The sequence below is a fragment of the Caulobacter sp. FG7 genome (genome assembly GCF_057808875.1).
The window spans coordinates 90,783-110,599 of sequence record NZ_JBMDIW010000012.1; the positions used below are offsets into that span (position 1 = coordinate 90,783).

The 19,817-nt window shown below is 68.5% G+C and carries 13 protein-coding genes; 6 read left to right on the plus strand and 7 right to left on the minus strand.

Annotation, left to right across the window (positions count from 1 at the left end; genetic code table 11):
• Positions 1 to 126: 126 nt before the first annotated feature.
• Positions 127 to 3,129 (minus strand): TonB-dependent receptor plug domain-containing protein, encoded by a 3,003-nt coding sequence (locus tag ACODR1_RS11930; RefSeq protein ID WP_488880641.1) that lies wholly within the window; start codon positions 3,127 to 3,129, stop codon positions 127 to 129.
• A gap of 411 nt (positions 3,130 to 3,540) precedes the next feature.
• Here ACODR1_RS11930 and ACODR1_RS11935 point away from each other — a divergent pair, with 411 nt between their 5' ends.
• Positions 3,541 to 5,556, plus strand: a complete 2,016-nt coding sequence (locus ACODR1_RS11935; RefSeq protein WP_488880642.1) for an alpha/beta hydrolase family protein — start codon at positions 3,541 to 3,543, stop codon at positions 5,554 to 5,556.
• A 58-nt stretch (positions 5,557 to 5,614) separates the two neighbouring features.
• On the opposite strand, the gene ACODR1_RS11940 is transcribed toward ACODR1_RS11935, so the two are convergent.
• On the minus strand, positions 5,615 to 6,187 hold the full coding sequence (locus tag ACODR1_RS11940; RefSeq protein ID WP_488880643.1) for a methylated-DNA--[protein]-cysteine S-methyltransferase: 573 nt from the start codon (positions 6,185 to 6,187) through the stop codon (positions 5,615 to 5,617).
• 79 nt (positions 6,188 to 6,266) lie between these two features.
• Here ACODR1_RS11940 and ACODR1_RS11945 point away from each other — a divergent pair, with 79 nt between their 5' ends.
• Positions 6,267 to 7,901: an amidohydrolase gene (locus ACODR1_RS11945; protein ID WP_488880644.1), complete on the plus strand. Its 1,635-nt coding sequence runs from the start codon at positions 6,267 to 6,269 to the stop codon at positions 7,899 to 7,901.
• A gap of 7 nt (positions 7,902 to 7,908) precedes the next feature.
• Here ACODR1_RS11945 and ACODR1_RS11950 read toward each other — a convergent pair whose 3' ends face one another.
• The 3 genes from ACODR1_RS11950 to ACODR1_RS11960 form a co-directional block, all read right to left on the minus strand.
• Positions 7,909 to 8,298, minus strand: coding sequence for a type II toxin-antitoxin system VapC family toxin (locus tag ACODR1_RS11950; RefSeq protein WP_488880645.1), 390 nt, complete (start codon positions 8,296 to 8,298; stop codon positions 7,909 to 7,911).
• Positions 8,299 to 8,301: 3 nt separating this feature from the next.
• Positions 8,302 to 8,541 (minus strand): antitoxin, encoded by a 240-nt coding sequence (locus ACODR1_RS11955; protein WP_488880646.1) that lies wholly within the window; start codon positions 8,539 to 8,541, stop codon positions 8,302 to 8,304.
• 61 nt (positions 8,542 to 8,602) lie between these two features.
• Positions 8,603 to 10,837, minus strand: a complete 2,235-nt coding sequence (locus tag ACODR1_RS11960) for an ATP-binding protein (RefSeq protein WP_488880647.1) — start codon at positions 10,835 to 10,837, stop codon at positions 8,603 to 8,605.
• A 180-nt stretch (positions 10,838 to 11,017) separates the two neighbouring features.
• Between ACODR1_RS11960 and ACODR1_RS11965 the strand changes: the two genes are divergently transcribed.
• Entirely contained in the window at positions 11,018 to 13,582 is a 2,565-nt protein-coding gene (locus tag ACODR1_RS11965; protein WP_488880648.1) for a helicase-related protein, read from the plus strand.
• The gene (locus ACODR1_RS11970) at positions 13,579 to 13,878 is read left to right on the plus strand and encodes an RNA-binding S4 domain-containing protein (RefSeq protein ID WP_488880649.1); all 300 of its coding nucleotides are present in this window, start codon (positions 13,579 to 13,581) and stop codon (positions 13,876 to 13,878) included. Before ACODR1_RS11965 ends, ACODR1_RS11970 begins: the two co-directional genes overlap by 4 nt.
• Before the next feature lie 5 nt (positions 13,879 to 13,883).
• Here ACODR1_RS11970 and ACODR1_RS11975 read toward each other — a convergent pair whose 3' ends face one another.
• The gene (locus tag ACODR1_RS11975; protein WP_488880650.1) at positions 13,884 to 14,486 is read right to left on the minus strand and encodes a hypothetical protein; all 603 of its coding nucleotides are present in this window, start codon (positions 14,484 to 14,486) and stop codon (positions 13,884 to 13,886) included.
• Between the two features lie 223 nt (positions 14,487 to 14,709).
• Here ACODR1_RS11975 and ACODR1_RS11980 point away from each other — a divergent pair, with 223 nt between their 5' ends.
• Together ACODR1_RS11980 and ACODR1_RS11985 are read left to right on the plus strand one after the other, a co-directional pair.
• A complete protein-coding gene (locus ACODR1_RS11980; RefSeq protein ID WP_488880651.1) occupies positions 14,710 to 15,549 on the plus strand; it encodes a hypothetical protein in 840 nt (279 codons plus the stop codon).
• Between the two features lie 145 nt (positions 15,550 to 15,694).
• Positions 15,695 to 17,500, plus strand: a complete 1,806-nt coding sequence (locus ACODR1_RS11985) for an FAD-dependent oxidoreductase (protein ID WP_488880652.1) — start codon at positions 15,695 to 15,697, stop codon at positions 17,498 to 17,500.
• On the opposite strand, the gene ACODR1_RS11990 is transcribed toward ACODR1_RS11985, so the two are convergent.
• The gene (locus ACODR1_RS11990) at positions 17,497 to 19,575 is read right to left on the minus strand and encodes a putative bifunctional diguanylate cyclase/phosphodiesterase (protein ID WP_488880653.1); all 2,079 of its coding nucleotides are present in this window, start codon (positions 19,573 to 19,575) and stop codon (positions 17,497 to 17,499) included. The two genes, ACODR1_RS11985 and ACODR1_RS11990, sit on opposite strands and share 4 nt — an antisense overlap.
• Positions 19,576 to 19,817: the final 242 nt, after the last annotated feature.

Here is a 19,817-nt window from a genome sequence, read left to right on the forward strand (position 1 = left end):
CGGTCGCCCGGGGCGGCTGTTTTCGTTTTGGGCCGGGCCGCCGGCCAAGCCGGGAACGAGACCAAAGAAAAAGGGCGGCGAGGTTGCCCTCGCCGCCCTTCCCAGCCCCCTAGAGGGTTGGTTTTCTTACCACTTCTTGCTGACGTTCACGAACATACGACGGCCGAGGATGTCGTAGGACGAGGCCAGACGCATGTTCGAGAAGCGGCTCGCCGACGACGACGAGTAGAACGGCGGCTGCTCGTCGAACACGTTGTTGATGCCGGCGATCACGGTGATGTCGTCGAACTTGCGACGGACCGAGATGTCGTGCGTGGCGTTGAACTCGATGTGACGCTTCACGTAGGCGGTTTGGTCACGGTAGGTGATGATGTCCGTGCCGTAGCCGCTGTAGCTGTCGTCGACGTCCGAGGTCTTGCCGACCATCTGGGTGGCCCAGGTGACGGTCCAGTCGCCTTGGTTATACGAGACGCCCGTGCGGCCCGCGAAGTCCGGATAGGCCGTGAAGCCTTGGTTCTTCACCGGATCCGCGCCGTTGCTCAGCTGGGTGTACCAGTCGAGGGTCCAGGTGAACTGGCCCGAAACGGTCAGGGTGCCGTGCGGCAGCTCGTGACGGTACACCGCGCTCAGGTCGAGGGCGTTGTTCCACTGCTTGGCCACGTTCAGGTACGCGTCCGACACGGTCAGAACGGCGCCGAAGGTCGCCGACGAGGTGTCGGTGTTGCGGGTGATCAGGCTGCAGTACGGGCTGGTCGGGAAGTCAGGCGCATCCAGGCACGAGTCCAGGATGTTGGCGGCGCCGTAGCGCTGCACCTGATTGTTGACCGTCAGCTCCGAGTAGTCGAGCGAGACGTTCAGGTCGATGAAGCTCGGCGAGAAGACGATGCCGATCGACTTGTTGTCCGACTCTTCGGCTTCCAGGTAACCAACGCCGCCCTTGGCGAAGATGGTGTAGGAGCCGGCGCCGCCGTGGGTCGAGTTGCCCGCGATGCCCAGGGCCGCGCAGTTGGCGCGCTGACGGTCGGTCACGCCGGCCGTGGTCGCGTACTGGTAGCAGGGGTCGCTGGTCTGAGCCAGGAAGCTGGACGACGAACCGAGGTACAGTTCGTACAGCGCCGGAGCGCGGAACGAGGTGCCCTTGTTGGCGCGCAGAGCCCAGGTGGAGTTGATGTTCCACTTCAGGCCGGCCTTGTAGGTGCTGCTCGAGCCGTACGACTTGTAGTCCGAGTAGCGCGCCGAGTAGTTCAGCGTCAGCTTGTCGATCAGCGGCAGGTCCTTCAGCAGCGGAACTTCAAGTTCGCCGAAGAGCTCCTTCACTTCGTCCGAGCCGTGGGTTTCAGCCGAGGCGGCCGAACCGTTGTAGTTGCTGTTGCGGCTGTTGTAGCCCGGAACGTCGTCCAGCTGTTCCTTGCGCAGCTGGAAGCCGACGGCCGCGCCCACCGGACCGGCCGGCAGGGTGAACAGGTCGCCGCTGATCGAGCCTTCCACGTACTGGTAGACGTACTCGGTGTGGCCTTGCTCGTAGCCGTTCAGGAAGGCGTACTCTTCCGGCGTCAGGTAGCTGCCGCCGACGGTCGAGACCTTGGCCAGGTTGATGTTGGTCGGGCAGGTCGCGTTCGGCATGTTGGCCGAGATCGTCACGAGCGCCTGGTTGCATCGGGCGGCGCCCGACACGGCCAGCATGCGGTCGTTGTAGATGAAGTCCTGACCGTAATCGCCCGACGACTTCGAATACTGGCCGTAGATGTCCCAGTCCCAGTTGCCGAGGATCGGCAGCGATTCCGGCAGCACGCCGCGGGCGCCGAGGACGACGCGGGCGTAGTCGACGGTCTGGTCGCGGGTGATCGGCAGCACGAAGATCGGCGAGAACGACGAGGCCGCCAGGGCCGCGCCGGTCGGACCGACGTAGCTCGGGTTGTTGGCGAAGTTGAAGGGGTTGGTCGGGTTGTTCGCGTTGATCGTCGGACCCAGCTGGCGGATGCTGCGCTGTTCCGATTCACGACGGTTCAGCAGCAGTTCGCCGTAGAGTTCCGTCTTTTCGGTCAGGTCGAAGCCGCCCGAGACGAACACCGACTTGCGGGTCACCGGCGACACGGCGTGGCGGTAGCCTTGCAGCGGCGAGTCGGTGGTCTGCAGCGCCTGGTTGGAGCGGGCGAAGGCCAGCGGGCTCGCGCAGTTGCCGGTCGTGCTGCTGCCGCAGTAGATCGTGTAGGCCGATTGCGTGCCGGCCAGATCGGTGCGCAGGTCGGCCGTGACGGCGGCCAGGCTGCCGTTGACGCGGCGGAAGCCGTTCAGGTCCCAGCCGTTCGAGACGGCGGTGGCGTCCGGGATGTAGCGGGAGGTGCCGCGGATGTAGATGCCCGTCAGGGTGTTCAGGCACTTGTACGAACCGTCGGGCATGACGAGGTCGCGACGGGCGCCGGTCGCCGGATCGAAGGTGTAGTCCTGCGGGCAGTTCAGGTAGTCGCGGTCTTTGAAGCGCAGGCCGTTCGACTGGTAGTAGTCGGCGGCGACGTTCACGTAGCCGCGGCTGAAGGTCCAGCCCTTCGAGAGGTTGGCGCGGTAGACTTCACCGCCCTTGCTGAACGGCACGTTGGCGTAGACGGCCATTTCGCCGTCGTCGCTGTTGCGCTTCGTCATGATGTTCACGACGCCGGCGATGGCGTCCGAACCGTAGATCGACGAGGCGCCGCCGGTCAGAATTTCGGTGCGGTCGACGACCGAGCTCGGAATGACGTTCAGGTCGAACGGGCCGACGGTGCCGCCGATGCCGGCGGGACCGGCGCGGCGGCCATTGATCAGGGTCAGGCTGCGCTGGGCGCCCAGGCCGCGCAGCGACAGGGTGTTGGCGCCGTTGCCGCCGGTGGTGACGAAACCGGTGAAGTTGTTGTTGATCTGCTGGCTGGTGGCGCCGAGGATCGAGCTCTGCAGGATCGAGGCGGTGTCGACCTGGCCTTGCAGTTCGGCGCTTTCGCTGGTGATCACGGTCACCGGCGAGGCGCTGTTGAATTCCGAGCGCTTGATGCGCGAACCGGTGACGACCAGTTCTTCAACTTCGTTGGCGGCGGCTTCTTCCTTCGGAGCCGGCTTGGCGGTCTGAGCCGAAGCGGCCGACACGACGCCAAGCATCGCGATACCCGCGATAACCGTCGTCGCGAGCAGATTTCTCTTATCAAACGTCATCAATGAAATTCCCCCGCGGGGTCCCCCGCACTGCATTTCGCCAGCGGCACATCCCATACCGCCAGCGCGGCGAAACGTAACAGGTTTGCGACCGGCCTCAACGCACTTGGCCAAATTGTGACGCGGATGTCCGAGATCGTAGCAAATACGACACAGTTTTGCCCACGGGGCGGCGGAAGCGACCTCCAAGAACGTTGATCCTTGGATGAAACTGCTGGTCGCCCTAAGCAATGGCGGGGGTTGAGGGAAACGCAGGGACGCTGCAATCATCAACCCCACGCTGCGCGCATGTCTTGTGCGCGCTCATGCAGATTCGGGGGAATCCTGTTGCTTTCCAAGCGTTTGATAAGCTCTACCGTGGCCGTCCTGCTGGCGGCCTCGGCCCTGTCCGCCGTCCCAGCAGCGGCGCTCGCCGCGCCCGCGCCGGTTCCCGCCGACGCTCCGAGCGCGAAAGATCTTACCCGTTACGCGATGATATCCAACGTCGTCGTCTCGCCCGACGGCAAGCATATCGCCGCGCTCACGTCCGGTGACGGCGCCAGGGTCAACATCAGCGTCTGGCGTACGGATGCGCTGGAAAAGCCGCCGACGATCATCGGCTCGACCTCCATGGTCTTCAAGAGCGTGAGCTTCGTGAAGAACGACCGTCTGCGCGTCGCGGCCATGCAGCCCCTGACGATCGGCTCGTGGAAAGGGCACGTTCAGAAGGTCTATTTCACCGACCTCGAGGGCAAGACCTGGAACTCGCCGCTGGCCGATACCGGCGCGGCCAAGACCGAAGACGAGGCCCGCGAGCGCGCCCTGGCCAATCCGTTGGTGGTCGACAACCTTCCCAACGATCCCAAGAACGTGCTGGTCGTCGATCAACGCCGCGGCGGCGAAGGCGACGTCTACAGGGTCAATGTCTACACCAATTCGGCCGAACGCATCGATCGCATGGCGGGACGCTACGGCGGCTTCGTCACCGACGCCAAGGGCGAGATCCGCGGCCGCACCGACGTCGGCTACGAGGACGGCAAGGCCTACTTCGTCCAGCAGATCAAGAACGCCAAGACCGGCGCCTGGGAGGACCACTTCCGGTCCTATGCCCGAGATCGCAACTTCACGAACCTCGAAGGCTTCAGCAGCGACCCCAACATCGCCTACGTGTCGATGGTCAAGACCAATGGCAAGCGGGGCATCTACGTCTACGACATCGCCGCCAAGCAGGTGGTCGAGCCGCTGTTCGAGCACAAGCTGTTCGACGCTCAGGGGATCTATCTCGACGACAACGACGACGTTCTGGCCGTCGGTTACAATGACGCGCGCGGCAGCGCCTACTGGATCGACGAGCAGCTCGGCGCGCGCTTCAAGGCGGTCCGCACCGCCCTGGGCGTCAAGACCGAGCCCCTGGCCTGGACCGATCCCGACACCGAGGCCAAGACCCGCTTCAACGTCACGACCGATTTCGACGTTTCGGTCGTAGACTGGTCGAGCGACCGCGGCACCGTGATCGTCGAGAAATCAGGCCCGAAGCTGCCGGCCGAATACTATCTGCTGGACCAGGCCGGAAAGCTGACCCTGCTGGGCAATTCGCGACCCTGGATCAAGACCGCCTCCCTGGGCCAGACCAAGCTGGTGCAATACACCGCCCGTGACGGCCTGCCGGTGCCCGGCTTCCTGACGACCCCGCCGGCCAGTTTCGGCCCCGGCCCGCACCCGACCATCATCCTGCCGCACGGCGGCCCCTGGGCCCGTGACCACCTCGGCTGGGACGTCGCCGGTTGGGTGCAATACTTCGCCTCACGGGGCTATGTCGTGCTGCAACCCCAGTACCGCGGCTCGATGGGCTGGGGCGAAAAGCTCTGGCGCGCCGGCGACGGAGAATGGGGCGGCAAGATGCAGGACGACAAGGACGACGGCGCCAAGTGGCTGATCGACCAGAAGCTGGCCGATCCCAGCCGCATCGCCATGTTCGGCTATTCCTACGGCGGCTATGCGGCTCTGGCCGCGACGATCCGGCCGAATGGCCTCTACCAGTGCGCGGTATCGGGCGCTGGCGGCAGCCTGTCGGACATGCGCAAGGCCACCAGTAACAGCCGCATCCTGCGCGAACGCCAGGCGCCGTCGGTGGGCGGCCTCGACGCCATCCAGAACGCCGGCGACGCCAAGATCCCGGTCTTCCTGTATCATGGCGACCGCGACACCAATGTCGACATCAAGGACTCGCTGCGCTTCATCAACGGCCTGAAGAACGCCGGCAAGCCCTACAAGTGGCTTGAGATCAAGGACATGGGTCACGGCTATGCGACCATGACCCCCGAGATGATGGAGACCCAGCTGGTCGAGATCGACAAGTTCTTCCAGAACGAGTGCAAGCCCGGCGGCCTCTGAGCCGCGATGGCGAAAACGGAAAAGGGCGGCTCGAGAGGGCCGCCCTTCTTCGTCGTCCTCAGCGCCCCTTGGGCGGGGCGACCGAGAAGTCCATGTCGAACAGGGTCGGAACGTCGGTGACCCGGGCCCGCTCGATGGTCAGCAGACGGGCCTTGGTGGCCGCCCCGCCGTCGGCGCTGAAACCGCCCATCTTGCCGTCGGCGCCCAGCACCCGGTGGCAGGGCACGACGATCGGCCAGGGGTTCTCGCCCAGCGCCTTGCCCACCGCCCGCATGGCCCCCGGCTCGCCCATGGCTTTCGCCACCTGGCCGTAGGTCGAAGTCTCACCGGGCCGGATGGCGCGAGCGATCTCGTAGACCCGGCGGTTGAACGGTTGCACAACCGTCAGGTCCAGCGCCACGTCGGAAAGGTCGTCACGGCCTCCGGCCAGCAGGTCGATGATGCGGTCGGCCGCCTCGTCCACCTCGGACGGCGGAGCGGTCTCCTTGGCGTCGGGATAGCGCTTGCGCAGTCGCGCCCAGGCCGCGCCCGGCGCGGTCTCGGGCAGTTGCACGCCGACCAGCCCGCCAGCGCCCCACGCCAGGCCGCAGCGACCGATCGCCGTCTCGAAAAGCATGAAGCCCTGTCCCATCGCCGATAGATTAACACCCTTGTTGCAGGAGGCGAGGCCGGGCCTCTACCTTTCGACGCTGAAGTTCGGAGACCGCCCCTTGCGCCGCATCGCCCTGCTCGCCGCCGCCCTTTCCATCGTTGCCTGCCCCGCCGTGGCCGGCGACATCCTGGTCCACGGCGGGCCGATCCATACCGGCGTGGCCGGCGCCCCGCCCGCCGAGGCGGTTCTGATCCGCGACAAGGCCATCGCCTTCGTCGGCCCGCTGGCCGCCGCCCGCGCCAAGGCCGCTAAGGACGCCCGCGACATCGACCTGAAGGGCGGCGCGGCCTATCCGGGCTTCGTCGACGCCCACGCCCACCTGACCGGCATCGGCCTGCGCGAACTGACCCTCAATCTCGACAAGACCGACTCCGTCGAGGCCCTGGTCGCCGCCGTTCGCGCCTACGCCCAGGCCCATCCGAGCGACGCGCCGATCTACGGCCGGGGCTGGATCGAGACCCACTGGCCCGAGAAGCGCTTTCCCACCCGCGCCGACCTCGACCGCGCCGCGCCGGACCGCATCATCGTGCTGGGCCGCGCCGACGGCCACGCCGTGGTCGCCTCCAGCGCCGCGTTGGCCAAGGCCGGCCTGACCCGCGACACCAAGGCGCCCGACGGCGGCCAGATCCTCAAAGACGAGACGGGCGAGCCCACCGGCATGCTGGTCGACCACGCCCAGGCCCTGGTCGAAGGGGTCATCCCGCCGCCCTCCCCCGCCCTCAAGCGCCAGGCGCTGGAGACGGCCGGCAAGCTCTACGCCTCGCGGGGCTGGACGGGCCTTGGCAACATGAGCGTCGAGGCGGCCGATCTCGACCAGCTGCGCCAGCTGGCCGCCGAGGGCCGTTTCTCCCTGCGCGTCGACAACTACATGGACCCGTCCGGCGCGACCGAGGTGCTGAAGACCGGCCCCAGCGCCGACCCGACCGGCCTGATCCGCCTGCGCGGGATCAAGCTCTACATGGACGGCGCCCTGGGCTCGCGCGGCGCGGCCCTGCTGTCGCCCTACAGCGACGCCGAGGGTCTGGGCCTGGTGCTCACCGAGCACGACCAGGGCTTGATCCTGATGCAAAAGGCGCGGGCCGTGAACGCCCAGGTCGCCATGCACGCCATCGGCGATCGCGGCAACCGCATGGTGCTGGACTGGTTTGGCGAAGCGCTCGGTTCGGACACCGGCCGCCGCTGGCGCATCGAGCACGCCCAGGTCGTCGACGCCGCCGACCTGCCGCGCTTTTCCCGGATGGGCGTCGTGGCCTCGATGCAGCCCAGCCACGCCATCGGCGACCTCTATTTCGCGCCTGCGCGCCTGGGCAAGGACCGCCTGAAGGGCGCCTATGCCTGGGCCGACATGCTGAAAAGCGGTGCGGTCGTGGCCGCCGGCTCCGACGCCCCGGTCGAGGTGGGCGACCCGCGCATCGAGTTCTACGCCGCCGTCGCCCGCAAGAGCCTGACGGGCTTCTCGAACGCCGACTGGCATCCCGAAGAGGCCGTAACCCGCCAGCAGGCCCTGCGCATGCTGACCTGGGCGCCGGCCTACGCCGCCTTCGCCGAGCAGCAGCGCGGCACGCTGGAACCCGGCAAGGCCGCCGACCTCACCGCCTTCGACCGCGACCTGATGACCGTGCCCCAAGCCGAGATCCTGAAGGCCCAGCCGATCCTGACGGTGGTCGACGGCAAGGTGGCGTTCGCGCGGTAGGAGAAGACTACCAGGCCAGCAGCGCCAGGCCCGGGACATCCTGGAAGTCGGCCGGGTTGCAGGTGACGAGGGTGGCGCGGTGGGTCAGCGCCTGAGCCGCGATCATCCGATCCAGGATCTTGCGACGCGAGTAGCCGGTCGCCTGCACGATCGCCCGATAGGCGTCGGCCGCCTCGGCGCCGAAATCCAGCACCGGCAGGATGTCGAGCATGGCGTCCAACCGAGCCCGCCGCGCGGCCGTGTCCGCCAGTTCGCGATAGACGCCGCCTTCGAGCTCGACGCGTGAGACGATCGACAGCAGCACCGCGCCATCCAACGCCGCGATCTTGGCTGAAATGACCGGATCGCCATCACGCAGGTGGATCGCCACGTTGGTGTCGAGGATGAAGGCCGCCACGCTCTAGAGGCCAGGCCGCTCGGGCAGGTCCTCATCGTCGCGCACCTCTACGGCGCTCGGCTTGGGCAGTTCGGCCAGCCGCGCGACCAGGTCCTGAACCGTGCCGCGCGCTGGATAGATCGTCAGCACGTCGCCAGAGCGCACCAGGGTGAGCTCGGTCTCCTCCGCGAACGCCACCTCCTTGGGCAGGCGCACGGCCTGGCTGTTGCCGCTGCGAAAGGTTCGAGTGCTGGACCTCGTCATCCGCGCCTCCAAGTATGCACTTGTATATACGCCCGAAAGAGGCCCGTTTCCAGGCGCCCCCTTACGCCGCGTCCGCTTTCGGGCTCGTCGCCCCTTCGATCGCCGCCAGCAGGTCGGCGAGGTTCAGCGGCTTGGCGACGAAGCCGGTCATGCCGGCGGCGAAATAGGTCTCGACCTGGTGGGGCATGGCGTTGGCGGTCACCGCGATGATCGGCACGGCCGCCAGGGCGTGCGCAGCCTCGAACGCGCGGATGCCCTGGGCGGCGGCCAGGCCGTTCAGCTCGGGCATCTGGATGTCCATCAGGATCAGGTCGATGGCCGGGTCGGCCTCGTAGGCGGCGATCGCCTGGCGGCCGTCGGCGACCAGGGCCAGTTCGACCTCGAACGGCGCCAGCAGGGCCTGCAGCACGGTCTGGTTCACCGGGTTGTCCTCGGCCGCCAGGATGCGCAGCGCGCCCCGCGGGATCGCCGCGGCGGCCGGCGAGACGACTTTCCTCGCCGCCTCCTGGGCCAGCGGGACCAGCGGCAGGTCGACGCCGAAGGTCGCCCCCTCGCCCTCTCGGCTCTCCAGCCACAGCCTGCCGCCCATCCGCTCGGCCAGGCTGCGCGAGATGGTCAGGCCAAGCCCGGTGCCGCCGTGACGCCGGGTGGCCGAGGCGTCGGCCTGGGTGAAGGCCTTGAATATCCGCTCGCGGTCGGCCTCCGACACCCCTTCGCCGGTGTCGGCCACGATGAAGCGCAGGCCCGCCTCGCGCCGCTCGACAGACACGGCCACGCCGCCCTGGTCGGTGAACTTCACCGCATTGACCACCAGGTTGCCAAGGATCTGACGAAGCCGGGGCGCATCGCCCAACCACGCGCCCGCCGCTGCATCGTCCACGGTCAGGGTCAGCGCGAGGTCCTTCTCGGCGACCAGCGGCGCATAGGGCGCCAGCGCCAGGCGCACCGTCTCCTCCAGGTCGAACGCGGCCTCGTTCAGCTCCATCCGGCCCGCCTCGATCTTGGACAGGTCCAGAACGTCGTTGAGGATTTCCAGCAGCGCCGCTCCCGAGGCGCCGATGATCTCCAGCCGCTCGCGCTGGTCGTCGTCCAGGGCCTCGCGCGACATCACCTGGGTCATGCCCAGTATGCCGTTCAGCGGCGTGCGGATCTCGTGGCTCATATTGGCCAGGAACTCGCTCTTGGCGCGGCTGGCGCCTTCGGCCAGGCGCCGGGCCTCGATCTCGCGCTCGGTCACCGTCACGTGCTCGGTGATGTCGGTGATGATCAGCAGGAAGCCGCCGTCCTCGGCCGGCGTCAGCTTCAGCGACTGGAAGCGGCCGTCGGGCGAACTGAAAGTGTCGGGCGACACCCACTCGCCCACCTGGTCGTCGACGGCGTCGAGCACCGCCTTGGCCGCCTGCCGGGCCTTGGCGTCCATCGCCGTACGTTCGGCGATTTCGGAGAGGCTCATGCCGCGCGCCAGGGTCAGGCCGTAGGGCCGGGCGAAGTCGGCCAGGGTGGCGTTCCACACCTGCAGCAGGTTGTTGCGGTCGAAATAGCCCAGGCCGATCGGCGCCCGGTTCAGCGCCGAGCGCAGGGTGGCGAAGGCCGAGCGATGGGCCAGGCGATGGGTCAGCAGCATGCCGCAGCCGGCCAGGACGATCATCGACACCATGGCGATGACCGACCGCGCCAGCTCGCCGCGCGTGAACCGGCCCGCGGCCTCGAGGTCGGCGACCGGCAGCAGGGTGACCGCGCCCATGCCCACGAAGTGCAGGCCGCAGACGGCGGCCGCCAGCAGCAGGATCGACGCCATGCGTCCCCGCAGGCCGCTCTCGCGCCGCAGGTCGGCGAAGGCCAGGGCGGAAAGCCCGGCGGCGATCAGGATCGCGGCGACCACCAGGTCGGCCCGCCAGATCATCAGGGCCGGCAGCCGCATGGCCGAGACGCCGACGAAGTGCATGGCCGCGATGCTTCCCCCGCAGAGCGCCCCGCCGATGATCCGCCTCGTCCGTCCGGTCGCGGTCATGGCCAGGCCCGCGCCGCCCGCCAGGCCGGTCAGCGCCACGACGAAGGACAGGGCCGTCATCGGCTCGTCGAAGCTGAGCCGCAGCCCGGGCTGGAAGCCCAGCATGGCGATGAAGTGGGTGGCCCAGACGCCGCTGCCCAGCACCAGGCCGGTCAGCAGGATCCACGCCACGCGGGCCGGCCCCACCGCCGTCGCGCCGCGGTGATAGGCGTGCACGCCCACCGCCATCGACGCCAGGCAGACGAGCAGCGCCCAGATCACCAGCGTCGGGTCGTGCTGATCCAAACACCGAAGCGTGGCGAACATGGGTCCTTGGCCGGGATAAGCGCGAGCGGGAGGAACTCTGCTGTCCTCATAGCCGGTCATGCCGTCCAGCATGGTTTACGACCCGGGCGGCGGATCGTCGCATCCGGGACCAAGCCCCCGCTTGCCTCGCCACGATTCCCGCCCCACTTTCGGAGGGTCATGAGCGACCGTTCCACCGGCCTCGCCCCGTCGCGGCTCACCGCGGTCCTGGGGCCCACCAACACCGGCAAGACCCACCTGGCCGTCGAGCGGATGCTCGGCCACGGCTCGGGCATGATCGGCCTGCCGCTGCGCCTCTTGGCGCGCGAGATCTACGACCGCATCGTCAAGCTGCGCGGCAAGGCCGCCGTGGCCTTGATCACCGGCGAGGAAAAGATCGTCCCGCCGCGCGCGGCCTATTTCGTCTGCACGGTCGAGGCCATGCCGCTGGGCCGCGAGGTCGACTTCGTGGCCATCGACGAGATCCAGCTGTGCGCCGATCCCGAGCGGGGGCACATCTTCACCCACCGCCTGCTGCACGCCCGCGGCCGGTTCGAGACCATGCTGCTGGGCGCCGCGACGATGGCCCCGCTGGTCCGCCGCCTGCTGCCGGACGCCGAGATCGTCGGGCGCGAGCGGTTTTCCAACCTGTCCTACGCCGGCTCCAAGAAGCTGACCCGCCTGCCCCGGCGCACGGCCATCGTCGCCTTCTCCACCGACGCGGTCTACGCCATCGCCGAACTGATCCGCCGCCAGCGGGGCGGCGCGGCCGTGGTCATGGGGTCCTTGAGCCCCCGCACCCGCAACGCCCAGGTCGCCCTCTACCAGAGCGGCGAGGTCGACTTCCTGGTCGCCACCGACGCCATCGGCATGGGCCTGAACATGGACGTCGACCACGTGGCCTTCGCCGGTCTTCGCAAGTTCGACGGCCGCCGCACCCGCTGGCTGCATCCGCAGGAGGTGGGCCAGATCGCCGGCCGCGCCGGCCGCTACACCCGCGACGGCACCTTTGGCGTCACCGGCGACTGCGAGGAGATGGACGAGGACCTGGTCCAGGCCGTCGAGGAGCACGCCTTCCAGCCGATCCTGGCGGCCGAATGGCGCAACGCCCGGCTCGACTTCGGCTCGCTGCAGGGCCTGCTGCGCTCGCTGTCCGAACCGCCTAACCGCACGGGCCTGACCCTGTCGCAGGAGGCGCTGGACGAGCGCACCCTGCGCAAGCTGGCCGCTCACGAGGACGTCGTCGCCCGCTGCAAGACCGACCGTTCGGCCTTGCTGAAGCTGTGGGACGTCTGCCAGACCCCCGACTTCCGCAAGACCACCGACGACGATCACCAGCGGATGGTCCGCACCCTGTTCGACGACTTGACCACGGGCCGCAAGCGCCTGCCGGAAGACTGGATCAACGGCCAGTTCAAGGCGCTGGACCGCACCGACGGCGAGATCGACAGCCTGGCCGCGCGCCTGTCGGGGGTGCGCACCCTGTCCTACATCGCCAACCGTCCCGACTGGCTGGCCAATCCCGTCCACTGGCAGGGCCGCACCCGCGAGCTCGAAGACAAGATCAGCGACACCCTGCACGAAAAGCTGATGGCCCGGTTCATCGACCGCCGCACCAGCGTGCTGATGAAGCAGCTGGGCGAGCGCGAGGTGCTGCTGGCGGGCGTGGCCCAGGACGGCGAGGTCAGCGTCGAGGGCCAGGTCGTCGGCCGCCTGACCGGCGTCACCTTCACGCCCGAGAAAGCCGCCACCCCGCTGGAGGAGCGAGCCTTGCGCAACGCCGCCCAGCGCGCCGTCGGACCCGAGATCGCCCGCCGCCTGGGCCAGCTGGCCGCCGAACCGGACGACGCCTTCGCCCTGACGCCCGACGGCGCTATCCTGTGGCGCGGCGAGGCGGCCGGGGCCGTGCGCTCGGGCGGCGACCTGCTGTCGCCGCGTGCCCGCCTGCTGGGGGAACTGGGCCCCGCCCCCGCCCGCGAGCGGGCCGAGCGCCGGCTCGACGCCTTCCTGGCCTCCGAGGTCGACCGCCATCTGGCTCCACTGCGCAAGCTGCAAGCGGCCTTGGCCGGCAGCGAACTGCGCGGCCTGCCGCGCGGCGTCGCCCATCGCCTGCTCGAGGCCGGCGGCGTGCTCGACAAGCGCCCGCTCGAACCGGAACTGAAGGCGCTCAGCCAGGCCGAGCGCCGGGCGCTGAAGAGCCTGGGCGTGCGCATCGGCGCTTTCTCGCTCTATTGCCCGGGCGTGCTGAAGTCCGAGGCCATCGCCTGCGCCCGCGCGCTGGATCCCGGCGGCTGGCGCGGCCCGCTGGTCGGCCTCTGCCCCCTGCCCTCGCCGCCGCCCTCGCCCCGCGCCCTGGTCGCCAGCGGCCTGCGCGTCGCCGGCAAGCATCTCGTCCAGGTCGAGACCCTGGAAAAGCTCGACGCCCTGCTGCGCGCCGAGCAGCGCCCCGGCGGCGTGGTGCTGACTCCCGCGGCGCTGGAGGCCCTGGGCTGGACCCCGCCCGAGGCTTCCTCGATCCTTCGCTCGCTCGACTACACCCCGGCCGTGCGCGCCAAGCCCGACGCGCCGATCATCTGGAAACGCCGCGGCGCCCAGCGGCTGGAGCCCAAGCCCGTCAAGGCGCGCCCGGACTCGCCGTTCGCGGCCCTGGCCAAGCTGACCGAGCCGCCGCCCCCGCCCGCGCGCCGCAGGAAGCCCCGCCGCCGCAAGCCGGCCGCCGCCGGACCCGAAAAGGCCGCCTCATGAGCGACGAGGCGCATCACAACGACGAACACTGCCGCGCCGACGTCTGGCTGTGGCGCGCCCGCTTCTTCAAGACCCGCTCGATGGCCGCCCGCTTCGTCGACGAGGGCCGCATCCGCCTGACCCGCGCCGGCGCTCCCGACAGCCGCATCGACAAGCCCTCGCGCTCGCTGAAAGCCGGCGACGTGCTGGTCTTCGCCATCGGCGGCCGGCTGGTGAACGTGCGCATCCTCGACTGCGGCGAACGCCGGGGCCCCGCCACCGAGGCGCGGGGGCTGTACGAGGCGCTGGAGGGTTAGGCGCTTCAGGTTTGCTCGCCCTCAGCCATCAAACCTTCAGGAGCTGGGAAGATTTTTAGAATTTTCCGCTGCAACCAAGCGGGTGTCCCCTGGTCCGGCGTTACGAGCTGCTTAGCAAGCAGGAACGCCCACCAATCACTCAACAATTTATGGAACTGATTGGCGGCTAGACCGCCGCCCAATTCATCGCTGCCATGAGGCCCAATGTACCGCAATACATAGCCCTCCGGCGCCCACTCATCAGCCTCCTCCCAGTCGAGAGAAACGCTACCGCCCCAACGCCCGTCCGAATGGGCGGAGTGCTTGGAGGTGTTGGCGATCGCCTCGCACATGGCTTGCAGAGGAACCGCAGCCGCTAGATCTTCGTCGAACGTATCTCGTTCTTTTTTAGGAATGGCTCTTTTAGCCCAATCTTCAAGGCTACTCGCTGCTATGCAAACATTGATCGCTGCATAGGCAAGAGGCTCAGCCTCGTCAGGGTATTTCACCTGAAAATCCCGAAAGACTTCAGCATCCCACCGTAGCTTTGACCACATCCCAGGCACATCGCCGATGATTGCCGTGTGGTCGGTTGCAGACTTTCCAGATGCGGAAGAATGCCGGCTCATTGGCTCGCCCCCTCAGACATAGCCCAGCTCTAATTTGCCAAGCGCAGATCTCAATCCAGATACCATGCTGTCCGAATGGAGCCCTTCCTTAGCATCCGTGAACACTCAAGAAACAGCCTCCGACGCCTCGGCGCACAGAGAACGGAACCTTATTCTTTCCCCATGGACGTCTGCGCGCCAATCGCTACCTTGGGATGAGTTGCATCCTGGGGGGAGTACCTACGTGGCGTCGTTCCGTCCGGCCATGGCCGTCAGCCTGGCCCTTCTGCTTTCCGGCGTCGCGCACGCCCAGCCCTCCGCCGGGACCGCCGCCACGACCGGCAAGGCTCCGGCCAAGCCTGTCGCGCCGATCACGGCCTACGACCTGCCGCAGATCGAGGCGTTCGGGAACGCCATCTACCGCCAGGACATCGCCGCCTGGCTGGCCAGCGACGCCCTGGCCGCCAAGGTTCCCGATCTACAGGGCGCCGGCCTCAAGGGCTGGCTTGTGCAGGACGACGGCAAGACCGCCAAGGTCCGCTTCCTGCGCGACAAGGGCAGCGGGCTGGAGATCGGCTACGACGTCGTGGTCGACGGCAAGGGCGCCGGCCCGGTCACCGAGCCGACCGACCGCAAGCTGACCGACGAAGAGCGCCTGGCCTTCTCGGCCCGGCAGGCGGCTGCCACGACCGGCGCCAGCACCTGCCGCGCCGGCTATAACACCGCCATGGTCAAGAACCCCGACGGCGACGGCTGGATCGTCTGGCTGCTGGCCCCCGCCCCGGCCGCCGGCGCCATTCCGGTCGGCGGCCACTACCGGATCTTCGTCGCCGCCGACGGCAAGACGGTCAGGCGCGTCGACGCCCTGTCGGCCTCGTGCCTGCTGATCGAAAAACCCAAGGCCGCCGACGGCAGGCCGGCCGTGGCCTTCGCCAGTCACATCGTCTCGCCCACCCCGGTCGAGACCCACGTGTTCCTCAGCACCCTCTACAAGCTGCCCCTGGCTGTCGGCGTCAACGGCGGCAAGGACATTTGGCTCGTCGACAAGGGCAGGATCGGCAAGCTCGACATGAGCAAGAAGTAGGGCCGGCGGCCAGACGGATTACAACCCTGCGACACACCGCAATGCGCCGTTTACGGCGCCGGTTGTGCAGCGTGGAGCTTCACCGTAACGGCGGTTAGTAACGCTGCTCTTTCGCGCGGTCGCATCCGGCCGCCCTGGGGGCTGCATGATCGATCGTCGCCTGTTGCTCGGGGGAGCGCTGTCGCTCGCCTCGACCTCTCTCGCCGGCTGCTATCAAGGCAAGATCGCCACGGCGGCGGACGGCCCGCGCCGCCTCTACGAGCACGAAGGCCAGGCGATCTCGGCCGATGTCGTCGTCTACGGCGCGACCCCGGCCGGCGTCATGGCGGCCCTGGAGGTCGCGGAGTCCCGCGCCTCGGTGGTGATCGTCGGCGGCTGGCGCGAAGCCCATGTCGGCGGGATGATGAGCGGCGGCCTGGGCTGGACCGACTTCCTGGACGCCAAGGCCTTCGGCGGCGCAGCCCTGCGCACGATCAAGGCGGTGTCGCGCGGCGGCGGCGAGGCGAGCAACCGCTTCAGCTTCAAGCCCAGCGCGGCCGAGGCCTATTTCGAATACATGCTGGCCCTCAAGCAGGTCTCGGTCGTCTATTCGCGCGGCGTCGTCGCCGTGGCCAAGTCCGACCGCCGCATCACCGGCTTCGAGACCGCCGACGGCCTGCGCGTCAAGGGACGGGTGTTCATCGACGCCTCCTACGAGGGCGACCTGCTGGCCGCCGCGGGCATCGGCTTCCAGGTCGGCCGCGAGGCCGCCTCTCCCCTGAACAACCTGGGCGGCTATCGCGGCGCGACCCGCGAGGGCGAGACCAGCACGCACCAGTTCCAGATCCGCGGCCGGCCGATCGTCGTCGACCCGTTCCTGCGCCAGGGTGATCCGGCCAGCGGCCTGCTGCGCGGCGTCGCGCCGGGCGACCAGAAGCCGATCGGCGCGCCCGACAAGGCCGTGCAGGCCTACAATTTCCGCCTGACCATGAGCAACAAGCCCGGACTGCGCATCGACCTGCCGTCGACGCCGCCGCCCGGCTACGAACGCGCCGACTACGAGGTGCTGTTCCGCTACGTGGCCGCCATCGGCCAGGCCGGCCTCAAGCACGGCGCCGACTGGTCGTTCACCGACGACCTGATCTACGCCAACGACCTGGGCGACGGCTATTTCGACGTCAACGCCCGCGGCGGCTTCTCGACCGACCCTGTGCTGCTCAGCTGGGCCTATCCCACCGCCGGCTACGCCGAGCGCGAGGTCATCTGGAAGCGGCACGAGAACTTCATTCGCGGCTTCTTCTACGCCCTGGCCTGGGAGAAGGACGAGCGCCTGCCCGCCTCGCTGCAGCAGGAAGTCCGCCAGTGGGGCCTGGCCAAGGACCACTACGCCCGGCCGCACGCCAACGACTCGGCCGGCTGGCCCTATCAGCTGTATGTCCGCGAGGCCCGCCGCCTCGACAACGGCGCCATGTGGTCGGCGGCCGACCTCGACAAGGACGGCGCCCCGCGCCTGTCGCGCGCCGTGGCCCTGGCCTCCTACCGCCAGGACAGCCACCTGGTGCAGCGCATCGCCGTGAAGGGCGAACGCGGCTGGACGATCTGGAACGAGGGCAATTTCGAGCAGAACTCCGGCGGTCGTGACCAGCGCTCGATCCTGCCGCTCGACATCATGCTGCCGCATCGCGACCAGGCCACCAACCTGCTGACGCCGTTCGCCGTTGCGGCCTCGCACCAGGCCTTCTCGGCCATCCGCATGGAGATGACCTCGATGACGCTGGGCCAGGCGGCCGGCGCGGCGGCGGCCATGCTGTGCGCCCCCACCCGCCAGGCCGACGTGCAGGACGTCGACTACCGCACGCTGCGCGAGATCCTGGTCGCCGACGGGGTGGTGCTCGACGAACGCAACGCCATCGGCATGGCCGAGCTGCGCGGCGAGCAGTTGGTGCGCAGGATCAAGCGCCGCCTGGGCTAGCCGGCGAACTCGTCGACGAAGCCCGGCACCTTTTCTGGCGGCATCGGGCGGCTGAAGTGGTAGCCCTGCACCTGGTCGCAGCCATAGGCGGCCAGGGCTTCCAGCTGCTCGCGGTCCTCGACGCCCTCGGCGACCACCTTCATGCCCATCGAGCCGCCCAGGGTGATCACCGCCTTGACGATGGCGGCGTCCTCGGCGTTCTGGACGAAGCCCTTGTCGATCTTCAGCCGGTCGATCGGGAACTGCCGCAGGTTGGCCAGGCTGGCGTAGCCGGTGCCGAAGTCGTCCAGCGCGATCATCACCCCCGCCGCGTGCAGCTTGCGCACCGTGTCGCTGACCACGTCCGAGGCCCAGCCCATATAGACCGTCTCGGTGACCTCGATGGTCAGGCGGTCGCACGGCACGCCCCAGCGGGCCAGGCGCTCCTGCACCTCCTCGGCCAGCCGCCCGGAGCGGAACTGGGCGGCCGAGATGTTGACCGCCACCCGGCCGAACTCGACCCCGGCGTCCAGCCAGGCCCGCATCTGCTTCAGCGCCGTCTCGAAGGCCACGTCGCCCAGCTTCAGCGAGAGGTCCTGATCCTCGAAGGCGGCCATGAACCGGTCGGGCGTCAGCACGCCCTGCTCGGGATGGGCCCAGCGCATCAGCGCCTCGAACCCCGCCACCGAGCCGCTCTCCAGGTCGATCACCGGCTGATAGTAGAGAATGAACTCATCGGCCTCGATCGCCGCGCGCACGTCGCGCAGCAGTTCCAGCCGCTGCTCCAGGGCCGAGCGCATCGACGGATCGAACAGGATCGAGCGGTTGCGGCCCTCGTCCTTGGCCCGATAGAGGGCGATGTCGGCGTTCTTGAAGATGTGGTGCGGGTCGGCGTCGGGATCGCCGTGCAGGGCAGCCCCGATGCTGGCGCTGACCGAGAAGCTGCGGCCGCCGTGCTGGATCGGCTGTCGCAGAAGGTCCTGCAGCGACTTGATCGGCCGCAGCATGTCGCCCTCGCTGTGCAGGCCTCGCAGGATAACCGCAAACTCGTCGCCGCCCAGCCGGGCCACCGTGTCGCCCGAGCGGAAGGCGTGACGCAGCACGTCGGCCAGCCGCCGCAGCAGGGCGTCGCCGGCGTCGTGGCCCAGGGTGTCGTTGATGTCCTTGAAGTGATCGACGTCGATCATGATCAGGCCGAAGATCTCGCCGACCATCTCCGAGGCGTCGACCGCCTCCTGGAACTTGCGCTGGAAGTAGGCGCGGTTGGGCAGGCCCGTCAGCGGGTCGCGGAACGCCAGGTTCTCGACCGCTTCGGTCTGCCGGCGGCGGTCGGTGATGTCCTTGAACAGGTTGACCAGCCGCTCGGGCTTGCCGTCGGCACCCAGGAACCGCTTGCCCACCGAGCGCACCCAGGTCTCGACCCCGTCGTCGCGGTTGAGGCGGAACTCGAACACCGCGGCCTCGCCGTCGCGGCGGGCGCGCATGATCTGGGCCATGCGCTCGCGGTCGTCCTCGTGCACGATCTCCAGCGGATCGCGGTCGAACAGGCACCACTTCTCGAGCTCGAGGCAGGTGCCCGAGACATAGACCTCGCCGGTCTTCAGATCGACCTCGCGCACCATCAGGTCGTCTAGCTCCAGCGCCAGCTTCAGGCGCTGCTCGTTGCGCTCGGCCCGCAGGGCCGTCTGGGCGTAACCGGTGACGTCGCGGGCGGTGACGATGACGGCGAAGATCACGCCCTCGTCGCTGCGACAGGCGGCGAACTCGCTGCGCCAGATGCGCTGGCCGTCGTGGCCGGCCTGGGCGCGATAGCGCGAGAACGGCTCGCCCGTCGCCAGGCAGCGCTCCAGGCTCTCGATGTCCTCCAGGTTCATCAGGCAGCGGGCGAACGGCTCGCCGGGATGCAGGTTCGGGGTCAGGTCCTCGTCGCGCCACTCGGGGCTGACGGCGACCAGCCGGCCGCTGCGGTCGATCAGCGCCGCGGCGAACGGGGCGTGCGTAACGAAGGCCTCGAACGAGGCCATTCGAAGCCGCAGTTGCGCGTGGATGTCATCGGCCGCCATGGACGGCGCGGGCTTCAGGGCCATGGAGAGCATTCTGCTGTCGGCTTCCCGACGTTGTTCTTGGACGCGTCCTCAACCGCACACTGAAACGCTCTTCCATAAGAAAAGGTATCTTTCGACGAACGCCGTTGTGCATCGTCGGAAAGCCGACGCTGCGCCGATCGGCGACGATTTTGCCTGTCGTCCTGCGGGCGCCATGAGAAATCCTGCGGGTCTTGGGCGCCGCGCCGCATTGACATTCGGCGCCGTCGCTCCGAAAACGCGGCCGCGTTACG